Source organism: Rhizobium sp. RHZ02 (assembly GCF_014851575.1).
Classification (GTDB): Bacteria; Pseudomonadota; Alphaproteobacteria; order Rhizobiales; family Rhizobiaceae; genus Rhizobium; species Rhizobium altiplani.
Genome location: NZ_JACUZX010000017.1, coordinates 81720 through 98088 on the forward strand (window position 1 = coordinate 81720; position 16369 = coordinate 98088).

A 16369-nucleotide genomic window follows, 5' to 3' on the forward strand; every position below is an offset into this window, starting at 1 on the left:
TATTGTGCAGTGCAAAGAAGCGGCATCTGCTATGCAATTGTGCATGTGATGCTCATTCCGAATGCAGCGATTGTTTTCTGAGCCACGCCAAAAGGGACGGGGAATTGACTGCAACTATCGCGGAAGCTGGTAGCCAGGCAAAAGAAAACGCCCGTTGCTAGGGGCAGCGGGCGTTTTATCAAGGCGATCTTGCTTGGGAGGATAGCAAGTCGCTTGGATTAGCGGGCAGAAGCCTCGCGAGCAACACGATGGATGTCAGAACGGTCGATACCGAGGTCGTGCAATTCGCGGTTGGTCATGCGGCCGAGTTCGGAAACAGTCTGACGATACTTGCGCCAGTTGTTGAAAGAGCGAGAGAAGTTCATTTTGGTCCCCTTTCCTAGGGCTTGCGATCTGCCAGCTGCCGCCGATCGGCGCTGACCTCTATTTGATGACTGCAATATATGTTGCGCTGCGAAGTCGTAGCAGAGACAAGATTTCAGATCACCTATGCATTAAGCGCAAGTCTCAAGTGCTAATCGCCGTGATTTCGCGCCTATGTGGTTAATCATTAGGCAGAATGGTTGGTGTATGCCGGCCCGCGTTGCCTTTTCTCCTTGCGAGGCAGAGTGGCCGCCGGTTGGCATATTCAGCTACGACAAGGAGGTCGCAGCAAAATTTGGTTCGGCGGTCAGCGGCTGCGGGGTCGTTGCTGCCTCCGATGAGCCTGCTGCCAGGCCATTAGACCGGCGCGACCTGCGGGAGGCACATCCGCCACCGCTGTCCAACAGGCATTGGAAAACCACGCTGCGATATTGTCGAAAACCAAACGCCCACCGGGGGAGGATCCGGTGGGCGTCGTTAGGGTGACTGACAACTGGGAGGAGGAGGAGTGTCGTCAGTCTATCGGAGGGCGCTGGGAGGAGGAGTGCGCTGCTCCGAATTTCGTTACGAAGATCATCTTCGCAGGCTTTTCCGGTAACCCGGGGCAGGGCGCCGTCCCCTTGCCTTCTGATTAATAATATAAATCGTCTTACTGGTATTTTGCAGTGCAATATAATCATGCTGCCCATGCAGAAATCGCATGGCTTGCGAGTATGGAGTGTATATTAGCAACCTGCCGTTATGGATCGGTTAAAAAGCACCCCAAATTCGCCCAATGACGAATTCGTATGGGAATATTTCCCTCGTGCTCGATCAACGGCTATAAAGCAAAGAGAGGAAGCGCGTAGTCGCGCGTTTGGCGGAGTAGGGCATGTATCGCGGTCGATTGGAGCGAGACCTCTCGCTTTGGGTGGAAAAGGGGCTCTTGCCGGAGGCAACTGCAGGAGCGCTCTTGGAGGAATATGACGCGCGCCCGGCAAGCTTCAGCCTTGGCAACGTGCTGATGATCCTCGCGGCAATCCTGCTAGGGGCGGCGATCCTGCTGGTTGTCGCTTCGAATTGGGAAGCCATCCCGCGTCTTGTGCGCGTCGCCGTCATTCTTGCAATCATCTGGGTCGTGCATCTCGGCGCGGCGGTCATGCTCAGGCGCGGCGCAACCGGCGCAGCGGGCGGACTGCTGGTGATCGGGACATTGGCCTTCGGTGGAGCGATTTCGCTGATCGGGCAGATGTATCATCTGTCGGGAGACCAACTGACGGTCATGTACCTGTGGTTTGGCATGGCAGTGGTTTCGGCGGTGCTGTTTCGCTCCGGCGTCGTCGCCGCGGTGGCAGGCTTTCTGTCTTGGGGCAGCTTCGCGGCCTATCTCGATACCTACGATACGCGCTGGGTCGGCCTCGATCCCTGGATTGTGCCGCTCATGGCAGCGGTTGTCATTGGTCTCGTCCACCTCACCGGCGCGGATCGCGCGCGCCATCTCGCGTATCTGCTGCTTGTCGCCTGGCTTACCTGGCTCTATGCGGTGAACGAGAATTTCTGGCTCGCGCTCGCCTATGCTATCGGCGGCATGCTCGCCTTTGTTCTCGTCAGCCTGCCGGTAGCACGACGTTCCGCGCTTCTCAGGACTGCCGGATCGGCTCCTGCCTTTTACACTTTCCTCGTCGCCATCATCGGTCTCCTTCTGCTCCATATTGAACTGGAGCATGGCTGGCAGTTCGTGACATTGGCGCTGGTGACGCTGGGCGCCGCAGTTGTTGCCATTGCGCTCCAGGGACGAAACAACGGTGCGGTGCGCTATCTGGCCTACGCCGCCTTTGCCGCTGAGATGCTCTACCTTGCGTCGGTGACCGTCGGGTCGATTCTCGGGACATCGAGCCTCTTCCTGTTCTCGGGGCTCTTCGTTGCGGCCGTCGCGTGGCTCGTCATTCGCCTCGAGCGGCGATTTGCCCTCAGAACTCCGGAGGCAAGCGTATGAGCATTTTCTCGCCGCAAGGCTCAGGCAGCCGCTACATCGTCGCTGCAATCATCGTAGCGGCGCTGCAGACCGCCGTTCTTGGCTATGCGATCGAGAGCCGTGCGTCGATTCTGCGCAGCGGTACCGACGCTCTGCTGAAGACCGCGCCCGTCGATCCGCGCGACTTTCTGCGCGGTGACTATGTCGTGCTGAACTACGAGATCTCCTCGGTCCCGGTAGCATCGATTGTTGGCGGTGTACCGCAGGACCAGGGCAAGAAGAGCCTATGGGTGCGGCTGAAGCCTGGCGATGGCGGATTCTGGGGCATTGTCGAAGCATCGTTCGAACGCTTGGCCGAGCAACCGGGCACCGTGGTTCTGCATAGCAGGCCTTTCTATAGTTATGGCCCCAATTCCGCCGACCACATCCGCGTCGAGTATGGCATCGAACGCTATTACGTTCCGGAAGGCCAAGGCACGGCCTTGGAGAAGGCGCGCCAGGGCGGTGACGTCTCCATTGCCGTTCGCGTGGCCTCGGATGGAACGCCACAGATACGCAGCCTGCTCGTCGACGGGAAGCCCGCCTACGACGAGCCTCTTTATTAAGTTGACGCCGAATGGTGTGGAAGCCTGCGAGCGCGGGCGAAATCACTGTCATTTGCCCTTCATTTTTCCTTTGCCTCTCCCAAATCGGGTGTTATAGAGACGCCGCGCTCCGGAAGGCCTCATGTGCAGGCATATGCATGCGGTTTTTGAGAACGCGGGTATGGTGAAATTGGTAGACACGCCAGATTTAGGTTCTGGTGCCGCAAGGCGTGGGAGTTCAAGTCTCTCTACCCGCACCAAAAGCTGGCTTGCAGGCGGGGGGACCGGAACCGGTGTTCCTCGATTACCCGGCAGCAAGGCGCCGTTCCGCCAGGGGCGGAATGAATAAGAATTGAGAACAAGCCACGCTCGGCAACTTTCCGGCGTCGTGCTCATCGAAACGAACGGCGTCTGGGCACGGCCGCCACGAAATGAGGTAGGAAGACATGCAGGTTATCGAAACGCTCGCTGAAGGGCTGAAGCGCGAAATCAAGGTCGTAATCCCGGCCAAGGACATGGAAGTCAAGATGAATGAGCGTCTTGCCGACGTGAAGGACAAGGTCCGCATCAACGGCTTCCGTCCGGGCAAGGTTCCGGCCGCTCACCTCAAGAAGGTTTACGGCAAGTCCATTATGGCCGACCTCGTCAACGAGATCGTCCGCGAGCAGCCGACCGCCATCTTGGCCGAACGCGGCGAAAAGTCCGCGACGCAGCCGGAAATCGCGATGACGGAAGACAAGGACGAGGCAGAACAGATCCTCGCCGCTCAGAAGGACTTCGAGTTCACGCTGTCCTACGAAGTTCTGCCGCCGATCGAACTGAAGTCCAACAAGGGCATCAAGATCACGCGCGAAGTCGTCGACATCTCCGAAGAGGAAGTCAACGAACAGGTTCTGAAGGTCGCTGAAAGCGCCCGTTCGTACGAAACCAAGAAGGGCAAGGCCGCCAACGGCGACCGCATCACGATGGACTACGTCGGCAAGGTCGACGGCGTTGCCTTCGAGGGCGGCACCGACCAGGGCGCCGAACTCGTTCTCGGCTCCGGCCGGTTCATCCCGGGCTTTGAAGACCAGCTGGTCGGCACCAAGGCTGGTGACGAGAAGACCATCACCGTTACCTTCCCGGCTGACTACCCGGCCAAGAACCTCGCTGGCCAGGAAGCCACCTTCGACGTGTCGGTCAAGGACGTTGCTGCTCCGGCCGACGTTGAAATCAACGACGAGTTGGCCAAAAAGCTCGGCCTTGAATCGGCTGACCGTCTGAAGGAAATCGTCCGCGGCCAGATCGAGTCGCAGTACGGCTCGATGACCCGCCAGAAGGTCAAGCGTCAGATCCTCGACCAGCTCGACGAAATGTACAAGTTCGAGACCCCGGCCTCGCTCGTCGACGCCGAGTACAACGGCATCTGGAACCAGGTCGCCAACGATCTCGCTCAGTCCGGCAAGACCTTCGAAGACGAAGACACGACGGAAGAGAAGGCACGCGAAGAGTACAAAAAGCTCGCTGAGCGTCGCGTTCGCCTCGGCCTCGTTCTCTCTGAAATCGGCGAAAAGGCCGGCGTCGAAGTAAGCGAAGACGAAATGCAGCGCGCCATCTACGAGCAGCTGCGCCAGTATCCGGGCCAGGAAAAGCAGATCCTTGACTTCTTCCGCAGCCAGCCGGGTGCGGCAGCCTCGATCCGCGCTCCGATCTTCGAAGAAAAGGTCATCGACCATCTGCTGACCGAAATCGACGTCACGGACAAGAAGGTGACCAAGGAAGAACTGCTCGCCGACGAAGAAGGCGAAGCGTCCGAGAAGGATGCCAAGAAGGCCGCTCCTAAGAAGAAGGCTGCTGCAAAGGCAGAAGCTGCTGAAGGCGAAGAAGCTGCTCCGAAGAAGAAAGCAGCTCCGAAGAAGAAGGCTTCCGAGGAAGGCGCCGAGTAATCTTCGGCCAGTTGAAATTTACGAAAGCCCCGCCTTGTGCGGGGCTTTTTCTTTTCCAGGTCGCGTGCCTGCTTTTAGGCTGCCGTCCGTCCAGGTCACACGATATGGTTGCATTTGGGAATGATCTGATGCAATCTAAGCGTTGTTGGCAGGGGAAGGATTGACGATGGCTTCCGGCGCAGACCTGACAAGGCGGATTTTCGAGGCGCGGCATCGGGGGGACCTTGATGCGCTTATGTCATTCCTTGGGACAATTGCGTTTTCCGGGCAGAAGGCAGCCAGTATCTGGCGTCACTCACCAACCCGGTTGTCGGCAGCGCTGCACTCCGCGCGACGATGCGGCAGTTCATTGACACCTGGGACATGACGGCGCTGGAACTCGACATCCGTGTCGACGGAAATGTTGCACCGGTTCATCGCGTCGGCCAGATGCGTCATAGTACGACCAAGTTCGATACCGAAATCATGGACAAGATGACCTTCGAGAACGGCAGGCTGGTTGAGTGCGTGGAATTTCTCGACACGCTTCAAGCTGCGTCACTACTCAATATAGCGGCGATCTCTGCGGCACAAATTTAACCGGCCCGTTCTTGCGTTGTCGGCGGCGGCGGTCGACCTCAGACTGCCGGTCGGGCCTTGTGGGCGTGGGTCAATTCCGCGACCTTGTGAATGTGGGACACAGCAGCCCGCCCGCCGGCTGTCTTCGTGAAGAGTTCAAGCGTCTCATCCTCATGGTCACCGACCGGTGTCAGTGCCTGGTCCATATAGGCTTTGGACGCTTTGTCTCGTGCGATGAAGAAGGCGCTGATTGCAAGCTTGGCAATGGTCGCACCTAGCGACAGGTGTTTGGTGACCGTCTCCCAGACGAAACGCGGCCAGAAGGTTACAGCGCTTTCTCGCGGCATATCGGGCCGCCGTTCGGAGGGATGCTTGAGACGTAGAAGGCCGCTCTGCAATGGATGCACGTTCTCCAACGGTACAGTTGTGGCGAACGACACAAGGACCTTCACGAGGCTGGCGAGCGGCACGCCCGTGGCAACGGCCCGGCGCAGCAGCGTCTTCATGTGCTCCGGCGAATAGTAGAGCGACCAGGCCTCCTGGTAGATGCCCTCCCATTCCTGCTTGCTCATCTTCGGATGCGCGGTGCAGACGTGCTCCACGTCGTAAATGTTGAGATCGGCGTCCATCTCGACGCCTTTCTTCCACAAGGTCTGGTGGTCTTCCGAGCCCGGCAGTGGTGTCAGCACGAAGAATTCAATGACATCAAGAGGCAGTTCGTGCTGGATGATCGCGATGTCGCGGCGGATCGTCTCCGGCGTGTCCGCGGGGAAACCGAGAATGTAACCGGCGAGAGTCATGATGCCCTGTGCCTTCCAGGCAAGCAGCATCTTCCGGTATTCGGTGATCTTGTTCTGGTTCTTCTTGGCCGCCGTGAGGTTGTCCGGGTTTACGTTCTCAAGCCCGATGAAGACGCGGGTGACGCCGGCACGCTTTGACTTTTCGATGAAGTTCGGGATCTTGTGGCAGAGGGTGTCCACCTGGATCATCAATCCGAGCGGAATGCCGTCCTTCTCCCTGAGTTCGATCAGGCGGTCGAAGATTGCTTCCCAATCCCTGTTGCGTGCGAAATTGTCGTCGGTGATGAAGAACTTATGGATGCCTTGCGCCCAGTTCATTCGCACCAGCTTTTCGACATCGTCGGCCGAGCGGAAACGCGACTTGCGGCCCTGCACGTTGATGATGGTGCAGAAGGAGCACTGATAGGGGCAGCCACGGCCGGCGTCAAAACTCGTGCTGAGGCCGAGCGTCTGCGCGACATTGGTTTTCGGCAGAAATGGGACGGCGGCACCTTCGATGCTGGGCAGGTCGTTCATGAAATTGTAGAGCGGCTCAAGCTTGCCGGCGGCGGCGTCCTGTAGAACGCGGTCCAACCGGCCTTCTGCCTCTCCAGCAAACATCGAGATGCCCATCTCGCGACAGGCGTCGAGGCCGACCGCCTTGCCGTCGAGCATGGCCAGGCATCCCGACACGTGAAAACCGCCCATCGAAACCGGAATTCCGGCAGCGCGGAAGGGCCGGGCAATGTCGAGCGCCCGCGGATATTGGTTCGACTGCACACCAACCAGGGCGATCATCCCGAAATTGTCGTGCTGTTCAAGCCGCTTGAGAAGTGCGGGGACGTTGACCCGAGTGTTGGTCTCGTCGATGACCGTAATCTCGATCCCGACATTGGGCCCCAATACCTTGCGTTCGGCGCAGTCGGCAGCGATTCCATAGATCGCAGCCAAGGAATTCGACGGGATCATCGCCCGCCACCACCGGATTACATAGCCGTCATCGTCATAGTGCGACGGCTTGATGAGGATGAGCTGAAAGGTCCGTTCGGCAGTCTTTGGAAGATCTTGCACGGTCACTCGCTGGTAAGAGGAATCCCCGAAAATGGACGCTACCAGACACGGTGGATTATACAAGTAAAGCTTTTACCGATGCTATTCGACACAAATAAGTCAGTTGGAATGGATTTTGGACGGCGCGTAGGTGTCTGTTTTCGTTCAAGAAATTATCAAATTCGAATCGGTTGCCGTTAGTCGGAGGGATTAAAGCTCCGACTTGATGTCGCCCATGCGGTTCCACGCGTCGAGGCCTGCGATCTTGTAGGCTTCAGCGAGGGTCGGGTAGTTGAAGGTGTTTTCGACGAAGTACTCGACGGTGCCCTTGAGGTTCAACACTGCCTGGCCGATGTGAACCAACTCGGTCGCTCCTTCGCCGACGATGTGCACGCCAAGCAGCCGGCGCGTCTTCAGAGAGAAGATGAGTTTCAGAAGCCCAGTATCGAGTCCCATGATGTGGCCACGCGAAGTCTCGCGGAAACGCGCGATGCCGCATTCATAGGGGATACCGCGCTCCTTCATCTCTTCCTCGGTCAGGCCGCAGGTGGAGATCTCAGGCACGGCATAGATGCCGTAGGGAAAGTACTTTGGCGGCTCCTTCGCGACCGCGCCGATAGCAACGCGCGCAGCAATGCGGCCCTGCTCCATCGAGGTGGATGCCAGGCTCGGAAAGCCGACGACATCGCCCGCGGCATAGATGTCTGGTACGGACGTCTGGAAAGTCTCCGGATTGACCTTGAGGCGACCGCGGCTATCAGCTTCGAGCCCGGCCGCGTCCAGGTTGAGCGTGTCGGTCGCGCCCATGCGCCCGGCGGCGAACAGGACCATGTCTGTCACCAGGCGGCGACCATTGTCGAGCTTCAGTTCAACCTTGCCATTGTCGAGACGCGTCACCTTGTCGGCCTTGGTGCCGAGCAAGATCTTCATGTTGCGATCGCGCAGTTGGTAGGTGAAGTCCTCGACGATTTCCCGGTCGATGAAATCGAGCATCGTCGCCTTCGGATCGATCACGGTCACCGCGGTATCCAATGCGCTGAAGATCGTCGCATATTCGATGCCGATGACGCCCGCGCCGATCACGACCATCGAGCGCGGCAGCTCGTCGATGTCGAGCAGTTCGTCGCTGTCGAGCACCGTCTTGTTATCGAATGGGATGTCGTCCGGACGGAACGGTTTCGTGCCGACCGCAAGCAGGATGCTCGCTCCCGTGACCTTGACCACTTCCCCATCATCCTTGACGACCTCGAGTGTCGACGGGTCGAGAAAGCTTGCCTTGCCCCTGATGTGCTGCACCCGGTTTCGGGCGAACTGGTGTTCCAGCACTTCGACTTCGTGATCAAGGGTGATCAGCAGGCGGCGCCGAAGGTCATCCGCGCTGATCTCTTCCTTCACGCGATAGGATCGGCCATAGAAGCCGCGCTCACGCCATCCGGACAGATTGAGCGCCGTTTCGCGCAGCGTCTTGGAGGGGATGGTGCCGGTGTGCACCGAAACACCGCCGACGCGCTTGCCTTGCTCGATGACCAGGACCTTCTTGCCAAGCTTGGCTGCCTGGATTGCGCCGCGGCGGCCTGCCGGGCCGCTGCCCACAACAACGAGATCGTACTGGAACATTAGGCTGGCCCCGATTGGAAAGCTGGAATCATTTTGCGACGCAATATGTCGCGCGTCCACCGGGGCAGGTCAATGTTGCAAAATGCTTTAGGAGGAGAGGTCTGGATTTATTGAAGCCAAGTAGGGTTCCAGCTTCTCGAAGCTGCGGTCCATGGCGAAGGCGCGAGCGAAAGGCAACCCGATATGCCCGTAGAAGATGGACATCTGTTTCTCCGCAACCCCCTGGCTCGTCTTGTCGACGCCGGCCAGATAGAGAGCGGAAGCGAGACCGGTTCGATCCGCGCCTGAGTTGCAATGGATCAACAGCGGTTTCGGCGCGTCCTTCATGACTTGGATCAATTTCATCGCTCGCTCTGGCGAAAGCTCCTTGTAGGCCGACATCGGGAAATCGATATGCTCGATGCCAAGTGTCTTTGCCTGCTCGACTTCGGCGCTCCGTACCGGGTTATTGCCTCGCAGGTTTATGATCGTCTTGATCCCATAACGCTTCGAGAAACCCGCAAGGGCTTCAGGCGATGGCTGCGATGAACGATAGACTTCGCCATCGACGACCGCGTGGAAGTTGTCCGTAACTGTCAGGTAGAGGGCGTAGCTGCCACCGGCGAGAAAAGACCCGGCGAGCAAGCACAGCGCTGCTATCGCGCTGCGAGGAAATCGGCGAGAGGCGGTTGGCGTCATAAAGGTCCCGGAGCAGTTTGATTGCAGCATTGTCCCTTTGCCACCTAAACCTGACGGATACCTGAAGCACTTTAGACTCCTATAGGTTTAGACCCCTATATCAGACGCAACCCTTTCAGGCTAGCGTGACGTCCTTGCCGATGATGATGTGGTCGTGGACCGTGATGCCGAGGGGCTTTGCGGTGTCGACAATCATCTTGGTCATGTCGATATCGGCCCGCGACGGCGTGGGATCGCGGGAGGGATGATTATGCACGAGGATCAGGGCTGTGGCCGAAAGCTCCAGCGCCCGCCGCACAACCTCGCGCGGATAGACCGGCGTATGATCGACCGTGCCCCGCCCTTGAACCTCGCCGGCGATCAATGCGTTGCGCTTGTCGAGAAAGAGAATGCGGAATTGCTCGCGTGTCTCGTGAGCCATCGCGGCGTGAGTATTGAATCACCAACGACCAGGACGACAGCACCTGCTTGCCTCGAAGCTCGCTCTTCAGGGTCCGCTGTGCGACCGTCGAGACCAGTTTCAAATCGAGCGCCACGGCTTCGCCGATGCCCTTTACCTCCTGCAGCAGAGGCAGCGGTGCACCGAAGACGGCAGCGTGCGAGCCGAAGCGCTCGAGCAGCGCCTTGGCGATCGGCTTGGTGTCGCGCCGGGGGGATCAGCCTGAACAGTAGCAGTTAGAGCAACTCGTAATCGGCGAGGGCTGTATCGCCATGCTGACGGAAGCGGTCGCGCAGGCGCTCGCGGTGCCCGTGGTAGTGCTCTTCCTTGCCAAGCGAGGCGGAGAGGCTGGCCTGCTTCGCCAAGGATGCCGGCTTGGCGGCCTGTTCCGCGAAAAAGGAGCGTTCGTCGCTTGCATCGCTGGTGGCCAAGGGCAGTTCGGCGTCGTTGGAATGCGAAACAGGACCCTTCGTCATCAAGCGCTCATCGGTTCAAGGGCGGGAGGCCGGGTCGGTCGAGGCCGCCTGGCGAAAGCGTGAAAATCTCGCAGCCGTCGGCAGTAACCCCGACCGTGTGTTCGTATTGCGCCGAAAGTGAGCGATCGCGCGTTACCGCAGTCCAGCCGTCCGCCAGAACCTTCACATGCGGCCGACCGAGATTGATCATCGGCTCGATCGTGAAGATCATGCCTTCCCGCAGTTCGGGCCCTTCGTTCGCGCGACCATAGTGCAGGATATTTGGGGAGTCGTGGAACAGCGCGCCGACGCCATGACCACAGAAGTCGCGCACGACGGAACAGCGCTCGGCTTCGGCATAGGTCTGAATGGCTTCCCCGATCGCGCCGGTGCGGGCGCCGGGCCGAACGGCCGATATGCCACGCAGGAGGGATTCATAGGTCACTTCAAGCAGCCGCTCAGCAGCGCGCTTGATGGTTCCGACCGGGTACATCCGGCTTGAATCGCCGTGCCAGCCTTCGACCACGTAGGTGACGTCGATGTTGACGATATCGCCTTCGCGCAGGGGTTTTGCATCCGGAATGCCATGGCAGACGACATGGTTGATCGATGTGCAGGTAGACTTTGTGTATCCGCGATAGTTGAGCGTCGCCGGAATCGCGCCGTTGTCCATGCCAAATTCGAACACGAAACGGTCGATTGCATCGGTCGCAACGCCGGGCCGCACGAACGCCGCCAGCTCATCGAGGCAACGCGCCGTCACTTGGCACGCCTTCCGCATTCCTTCGAATGCTTCGGGACCGTAGAGCCTAATTGCGCCGGTATTCTTCGATGGCGCGGAAGAGGCTTCGATATAATTCACCATTGCAGGCCCTTAGGATTGTCATTCTGGTACATAATGCAGCTATGCCGGGTTCGTCCATCGCGATCAATGGGGCGAATGCTATTTCTGCCGTGTGCGTCGTGTATCGGTGCCAAGTGGCTTTTCTGCGAGCGGCACGCGTCTTCGCCCTCACGCGATCCTCACGACCCGCGGCTTGAGCATGCATGCATTGGACGGGGCGCTGGAATTTGCCTCGTTGAGATAAAATCATATGGCTCTTCCCAGAGCCCCGTTCGTCGGTTTATGTCCGCAACTCCGGTCCCTCTGCGGCCTTGCCCGAGCAAGCTTCGCTTCCCCTGGGGACCATGTGTGCCACACAGGCACGTCCGAGGCTCAACTCAACGCCGCATTCGCGCGGACGCCGCCGCCCCCAGAGGGAGACCATTTTCTGCAGACCCCTGATGCGGAAGCTCACGTCCTTCTTCCGCACCCTGCGCCGGTTCCGCCTCGCCGCAACGCCTTGCGGTGTATCCGCGACGGGACAAGGGGATGATGGCATGGGGGCGAGGTGCGGGGAAAATCGAGCGCGGTGTTTTCTTTTGACTATTGATTAGGAGCGCGACGAGAACAACGAAGCGAAGGTGGACGTCGGCTTGTTCGGCATGCTCGTGACCACCACCAGCTGGCGTATCTGGCCGCGCTTGAAGGCAGCGAGGAAGCGCTTGTAGTCCTTGAAGGACACGCAACCGTTCGAGTCGCCGCGGGCGCCGAGCATGTAGGTGTGCGCAAGCAAGCCGACGCGGTTGTAGACGTAGCCTGCACCGCCGACAGGGTTCAGTCGGATCGCCTCGACGCCGTGGAAAAGGCTTTCGCGCATCGTCAGATTGTAAGTATGCGGCGGGGTCGGGCCGCGGTTCTTGGCATGCACATAACGCGGATTGTCACGCATCTTGCCGAGGCCGGAATGGGCTTCCAGGCGTTCGCCGTTCGGAAGGTAGACGACGTTGGCCGAAATGTCGTAGACCGCGACGCCATTGCGGGCGATCGCGGGGGACAGCCCCTTCTTCACCGTCGGCATTTGATCGTCGTCATCATCGGAAGCGCCGGCATCCGGGCGCGCATAGGCAAGTACGGGTTCAGCCGGAGCACTGCGATCGTTGGGGGTAGCCCGCTTGATCAGGCCATCGGGCCGAGCCATGGGCAAGGGGATCGCGGTGTCGGTGCCGCTCAAAACGAGATCGAACGGCTGGGTTGCCCCCGGTGCAGGCTGCTCAGTCGGCGCAAGAGCGGCAATCTCGACCGGGCCGGGCTTGGTGGCGGCGGGCGGTACCTGTCCCTTGATTTCGGCCGCAGGGCTTGCTGCGAGCGCCAGCAAGGCAGGTCCTTCGGCGGCTGCGACCTCCTGCTTCGACGGGATGATGATACGGTCAGTCGAGGCAACGGTCGCTGATGCCACCTCTACGGTGTCGTCCTTGGCCGGGCGCGCGGGCTGAGCGGGTGCCGCTGACGCGACAGCCGTCGCCAGCTCTCTGTTCGGGGAGGCATCGGAGAGCGCAAGAGGTTCGGACTGCCCGACAAATGCCGCCGCAAGCGCCGCCGACGGAGCGGCTACGTGAACACCCCTTGCAAGGGCCAGTTCGGCATCGGTGCTCATGCGCAAGCGCGAGAATTTTTTGACGTGAACGAGGCGTTGCTCAGGCTCGGTCTTCGCGACGCTTGCGGGGGCAAGCGCGATGTCGGCGAAGCGACCGGCGCTCGGATGCGGGGCCGGTGCGACCATATGCATGGTCGCAAGTGTAGCGACGACCCACGCTGAAGCGGCAAACCCCGCACCGATGAGAGCTGCACCTGAAAGAAAGCGGAAAGAGTAACCGAAACGAGAAATGGACGTACCTATAGGCCTGCTATTGCTAAACACATCGACCGCAAACGCCATGAGACCCGTCTTTCACAACTCGTTACTGGGGCCGGCGGTACGAACCGATGGAAATTCCTTCGCCGGGGCCGGTATAGAAGCATCAGGGCTAAATTGCGGCTCGCTAATATGTCCGGTTGATTGGCAGGATGCCGAATTATGGTAACCAATTCCTTTACGAGCTCGCTCGAGCCGTTCGAAATTGAGGGCAGGCTTTGGGCATGTCCCTGGGGCGCCGGCTTTTTGCCTGCTCCTCCTTTGTCAGGACGTGCCGAGGAATGCGGATTCTGCTATGAATACCTCCCGTCGCGTGGCTCCACGTTGGGAGGGAAAGCCGATGTCTTCGACACAAGTGGTTCATGAAGAAATCTCGCCAGCCTTGCTTGTTGATGCGATGTTTGCATTTCGGAAAACGGCGGCGATGAAGGCAGCGATCGAATTCGATCTTTTCACAAAATTTGGCGGGCAAGCGCGCACGGCGGCGATGCTCGCGTCGGACATTAATTGCGCCGAGCGTGGGGTGCGCATTCTTTGCGACTTCCTGGTAGTTTCGGGTCTTCTGACGAAGAGCGGTGAGAATTATGCGCCGACGCCGTCGAGCAAGGCCTTTCTGGACAGGCGTTCCCCGGCCTATATAGGTGCGGCGATCGATTTCATGGGGTCGCCGCAAATGATGTCCTTGTTCCTCGAAAACCCTGCCGCCTACGTCCGCAACGGAGGCTCCGTCGGCTTGGCCAACGTGGAGCCGGACAACCCTATTTGGGTCAAGTTTGCGAGGGGCATGTTTGGGCTTAACACAGCGAGCGCGAAAGCTGTGGCATCTGACGTTGCGACATGGTCAAAGCTGCCAAGCAAGGTGCTGGACGTTGCCGCCGGTCCTGGTGCCTTCGGTATAGAAATCGCCAAGGTGGCGCCATCTGCCAGCGTGGTTGCTATTGATTGGAAGCCGGTTCTTGCGGTGACCGAGGAAAATGCAACGAATGCAGGAGTAGCGGGGCGCTTCAGCTTCCGACCCGGCAGTGCCTTCGAGGTTGATTGGGGCAGTGGCTATGATCTCATCCTGCTGCCGAATTTCCTTCATCACTTTGACGCCGAAGGCTGCGTCATGCTCCTGAAAAAGGCGCGAGCAAGTCTGGCGGGAGGAGGCCGCGTTGCGATCGTCGAGTTCGTTCCGAACGAGGATCGGGTGTCGCCCGAGTTCCCGGCTGCTTTCGCCATGGTCATGCTGGCCACGACACCGAAGGGAGACGCCTACACGGAGCGGGAACTGGCCGATATGGCCAAGTCGGCTGGTTTTCAGGAGTTCGTTTCCCGACCGCTGCCCCCGTCACCTGCCAGTCTGATCTTCCTGGAGTGACGAAGCCGAGCAGGGGCGTCGCTCTTAGGCTCGCTCCATCACATAGCTTCCCGGCGCCTCCTCGATGGCGTTGAGCGCGGTGCCTCCCGGTTTCCGGGCGGGCACGCGCTTGTTGTCCTTCGCCTCGATCCAGGCTTGCCAGTGTGGCCACCACGAGCCGGCGTTCTCAGCCGCTTTGGTAAGCCACGTCTCATAGTCGCCGGTTACGCCGCCGCCGGTCCAGTATTGGTATTTCTTCTTGTCCGGGGGATTGACGACGCCCGCTATGTGGCCGGAGCCTGCCAGCACGAAATCGACCTTGCCGCCGAAGAACTGGCTGCCGAGAAACACCGATTTTGCAGGCGCGATATGATCTTCGCGGGTGGCGAGATTGTAGATCGGGATCTTGACGTCCTTCAGCGACAGCTTCTGACCGTCCAGGATCATCTCGTTCGCCGTCAGCGCGTTCCTGAGGTAGCAATTACGCAGATAGAAGGCGTGGTTTGCCGCCGCCATGCGGGTGGAATCGGCATTCCAGAACAGAAGGTCGAAGGGCATCGGTTCCTGGCCCTTCAGATAGTTGTTGACGAAATAGGGCCAGATCAGTTCGGAAGCCCGCAGCATATTGAAGGCGGTCGCCATCTTTGAGCCGTCGAGGTAGCCGATCTCCTCCATGTGGGCTTCAAGCCGGCCCAATTGCTCCTCGTCGACGAAGACCTTGAGGTCGCCGGCGTGGGTGAAATCGACCTGTGTCGTGAAGAGGGTAGCGGTCTTGATCCGCTTGTTCTTTTCCTTGGCGTGCAACGCTAGCGTTGCCGCAAGCAGCGTGCCTCCGACGCAGTAGCCGACGGCGTTCGCTTCCTTCTCACCCGTCGCCCTCTCGATGGTGTCGAGGGCAAAGTCGATGCCTTCGCGCGCATAGGCGGCCCAATCCTTTTGCGCGTGCCGCGCGTCCGGATTGACCCAGGAGATCACGAAAACGGTCTGGCCCTGATCGACGCACCATTTGATGAATGATTTTTGCGGGTTGAGGTCCAGGATATAGAATTTGTTGATCCACGGCGGGCAGATGAGGAGAGGGCGCTTCAGCACCGTCTCTGTCGTCGGCTCGTACTGGATGATCTGGCAGATCTCGTTCTGCGCGATCACCTTGCCCGCGGTCAGCGCCATGTCGCGACCGACGGCGAATTTGGTCATGTCGGTCTGGCGAAGCCTCAGGTCGCCTTGGCCCGCCACGATATCCTCGGTAAGCATCTTCATCCCGCGCACCAGGTTCTCGCCGCTGGTCGCGATCGTTTCGCGGTAAAGCTGCGGATTGGTGGCAACGAAGTTGGTCGGCGACAGGGCGGCCGTGATCTGCTTCACATAGAAACCGGCCTTGTGCTTCGTGTGCTCGTCGAGCCCGTCGGTTTCGGCGACCATCTTCTCCGCCCAATCGGCGGTGATGAGGTAAACCTGCTTCAGGAACTCGAAGAACGGGTTCTTCTGCCAGTCTTCATCGGCAAAGCGCTTGTCGTTGCGCTCCGGTTCCGCCGCCGGCGTTTCGCCCTGCATGCGTTGCATCGAGCGCATCCAGATACCGAAGTAACTGCTCATCAACTGGGTCTGCGCTTCGAAGGTGCGGCGCGGATCTGAGATCCAGTATTCGGTGACCTTGGAGAGCGTCTTGACCATGTCGGTCACCGGCTCCGCTGCATTTTCTGCGATCTCGCCACGTTCGCGTGGCGCAAGCCAGGCCGTGGCCGCCTTGCCGAGATTCTCCAGTGCACGGGCGAAGTTGACCGCCATCGCCTCGGGATCTTTCATCAGGTACGGATCCAGGTCCTTCGCATCGAATCCCCGGCTCTTTGCCTTGTCGCCGTCTTGCTGCTTGCTGTCGGTCACGTGTCTCCT

The 16369-nt window shown here is 59.4% G+C and carries 12 protein-coding genes, 1 tRNA gene and 1 pseudogene; 6 read left to right on the top strand and 8 right to left on the bottom strand.

The annotated features are described in order from the left end of the window. Positions 1-218 precede the first annotated feature (218 nt). Positions 219-365: a DUF1127 domain-containing protein gene (locus tag IB244_RS21530; RefSeq protein WP_018859364.1), complete on the bottom strand. Its 147-nt coding sequence runs from the start codon at positions 363-365 to the stop codon at positions 219-221. 869 nt (positions 366-1234) lie between these two features. Between IB244_RS21530 and IB244_RS21535 the strand changes: the two genes are divergently transcribed. The 5 genes from IB244_RS21535 to IB244_RS32430 all read left to right on the top strand — a co-directional run bounded on the left by IB244_RS21535 (position 1235) and on the right by IB244_RS32430 (position 5405). Beyond that, a complete protein-coding gene (locus IB244_RS21535; protein ID WP_192305519.1) occupies positions 1235-2338 on the top strand; it encodes a DUF2157 domain-containing protein in 1104 nt (367 codons plus the stop codon). Beyond that, entirely contained in the window at positions 2335-2922 is a 588-nt protein-coding gene (locus IB244_RS21540) for a GDYXXLXY domain-containing protein (protein ID WP_018859361.1), read from the top strand. The genes IB244_RS21535 and IB244_RS21540 overlap by 4 nt, the downstream gene beginning before the upstream one ends. A gap of 154 nt (positions 2923-3076) precedes the next feature. Next, positions 3077-3161, top strand: a tRNA-Leu gene (locus tag IB244_RS21545). Positions 3162-3347: 186 nt separating this feature from the next. Then, the gene (tig, locus tag IB244_RS21550; RefSeq protein ID WP_192305521.1) at positions 3348-4826 is read left to right on the top strand and encodes a trigger factor; all 1479 of its coding nucleotides are present in this window, start codon (positions 3348-3350) and stop codon (positions 4824-4826) included. Between the two features lie 336 nt (positions 4827-5162). After that, positions 5163-5405, top strand: coding sequence for a hypothetical protein (locus IB244_RS32430; protein WP_018859957.1), 243 nt, complete (start codon positions 5163-5165; stop codon positions 5403-5405). Between the two features lie 38 nt (positions 5406-5443). Here the strand turns inward: IB244_RS32430 and IB244_RS21560 are convergent, their stop codons facing one another. The 6 genes and pseudogenes from IB244_RS21560 to IB244_RS21585 all read right to left on the bottom strand — a co-directional run bounded on the left by IB244_RS21560 (position 5444) and on the right by IB244_RS21585 (position 13161). Further along, positions 5444-7240 carry a radical SAM protein gene (locus IB244_RS21560; RefSeq protein ID WP_018859956.1) on the bottom strand — a complete coding sequence of 599 codons (1797 nt, stop codon included), beginning with the start codon at positions 7238-7240 and terminating at the stop codon, positions 5444-5446. Positions 7241-7423: 183 nt separating this feature from the next. Beyond that, complete coding sequence (gene sthA / locus IB244_RS21565; protein ID WP_018859955.1) at positions 7424-8830, bottom strand: Si-specific NAD(P)(+) transhydrogenase; 1407 nt, start codon at positions 8828-8830, stop codon at positions 7424-7426. Positions 8831-8917: 87 nt separating this feature from the next. Beyond that, positions 8918-9538, bottom strand: a complete 621-nt coding sequence (locus IB244_RS21570) for a dual specificity protein phosphatase family protein (protein ID WP_018859954.1) — start codon at positions 9536-9538, stop codon at positions 8918-8920. A gap of 65 nt (positions 9539-9603) precedes the next feature. After that, positions 9604-10423, bottom strand: a pseudogene (radC, locus tag IB244_RS21575) (RadC family protein). A 7-nt stretch (positions 10424-10430) separates the two neighbouring features. Continuing rightward, positions 10431-11267, bottom strand: a complete 837-nt coding sequence (gene map, locus IB244_RS21580; protein WP_018859953.1) for a type I methionyl aminopeptidase — start codon at positions 11265-11267, stop codon at positions 10431-10433. A gap of 568 nt (positions 11268-11835) precedes the next feature. Then, positions 11836-13161 (bottom strand): DUF2778 domain-containing protein, encoded by a 1326-nt coding sequence (locus tag IB244_RS21585; RefSeq protein ID WP_192305523.1) that lies wholly within the window; start codon positions 13159-13161, stop codon positions 11836-11838. 316 nt (positions 13162-13477) lie between these two features. Here IB244_RS21585 and IB244_RS21590 point away from each other — a divergent pair, with 316 nt between their 5' ends. After that, the gene (locus tag IB244_RS21590; protein ID WP_169683365.1) at positions 13478-14497 is read left to right on the top strand and encodes a methyltransferase; all 1020 of its coding nucleotides are present in this window, start codon (positions 13478-13480) and stop codon (positions 14495-14497) included. A gap of 24 nt (positions 14498-14521) precedes the next feature. On the opposite strand, the gene phaC is transcribed toward IB244_RS21590, so the two are convergent. Next, on the bottom strand, positions 14522-16360 hold the full coding sequence (gene phaC / locus IB244_RS21595) for a class I poly(R)-hydroxyalkanoic acid synthase (protein ID WP_112641381.1): 1839 nt from the start codon (positions 16358-16360) through the stop codon (positions 14522-14524). Positions 16361-16369 lie beyond the last annotated feature (9 nt).

What these genes read in the sequence shown, in the direction of transcription:
- IB244_RS21530 (WP_018859364.1), bottom strand. Translation starts at nt 365, where the DNA reads ATGAACTTCTCTCGCTCTTTCAACAACTGGCGCAAGTATCGTCAGACT.
- IB244_RS21535 (WP_192305519.1), top strand. Translation starts at nt 1,235, where the DNA reads ATGTATCGCGGTCGATTGGAGCGAGACCTCTCGCTTTGGGTGGAAAAG.
- IB244_RS21540 (WP_018859361.1), top strand. Translation starts at nt 2,335, where the DNA reads ATGAGCATTTTCTCGCCGCAAGGCTCAGGCAGCCGCTACATCGTCGCT.
- tig (WP_192305521.1), top strand. Translation starts at nt 3,348, where the DNA reads ATGCAGGTTATCGAAACGCTCGCTGAAGGGCTGAAGCGCGAAATCAAG.
- IB244_RS32430 (WP_018859957.1), top strand. Translation starts at nt 5,163, where the DNA reads ATGCGGCAGTTCATTGACACCTGGGACATGACGGCGCTGGAACTCGAC.
- sthA (WP_018859955.1), bottom strand. Translation starts at nt 8,830, where the DNA reads ATGTTCCAGTACGATCTCGTTGTTGTGGGCAGCGGCCCGGCAGGCCGC.
- IB244_RS21570 (WP_018859954.1), bottom strand. Translation starts at nt 9,538, where the DNA reads ATGCTGCAATCAAACTGCTCCGGGACCTTTATGACGCCAACCGCCTCT.
- map (WP_018859953.1), bottom strand. Translation starts at nt 11,267, where the DNA reads ATGGTGAATTATATCGAAGCCTCTTCCGCGCCATCGAAGAATACCGGC.
- IB244_RS21585 (WP_192305523.1), bottom strand. Translation starts at nt 13,161, where the DNA reads ATGGCGTTTGCGGTCGATGTGTTTAGCAATAGCAGGCCTATAGGTACG.
- IB244_RS21590 (WP_169683365.1), top strand. Translation starts at nt 13,478, where the DNA reads ATGTCTTCGACACAAGTGGTTCATGAAGAAATCTCGCCAGCCTTGCTT.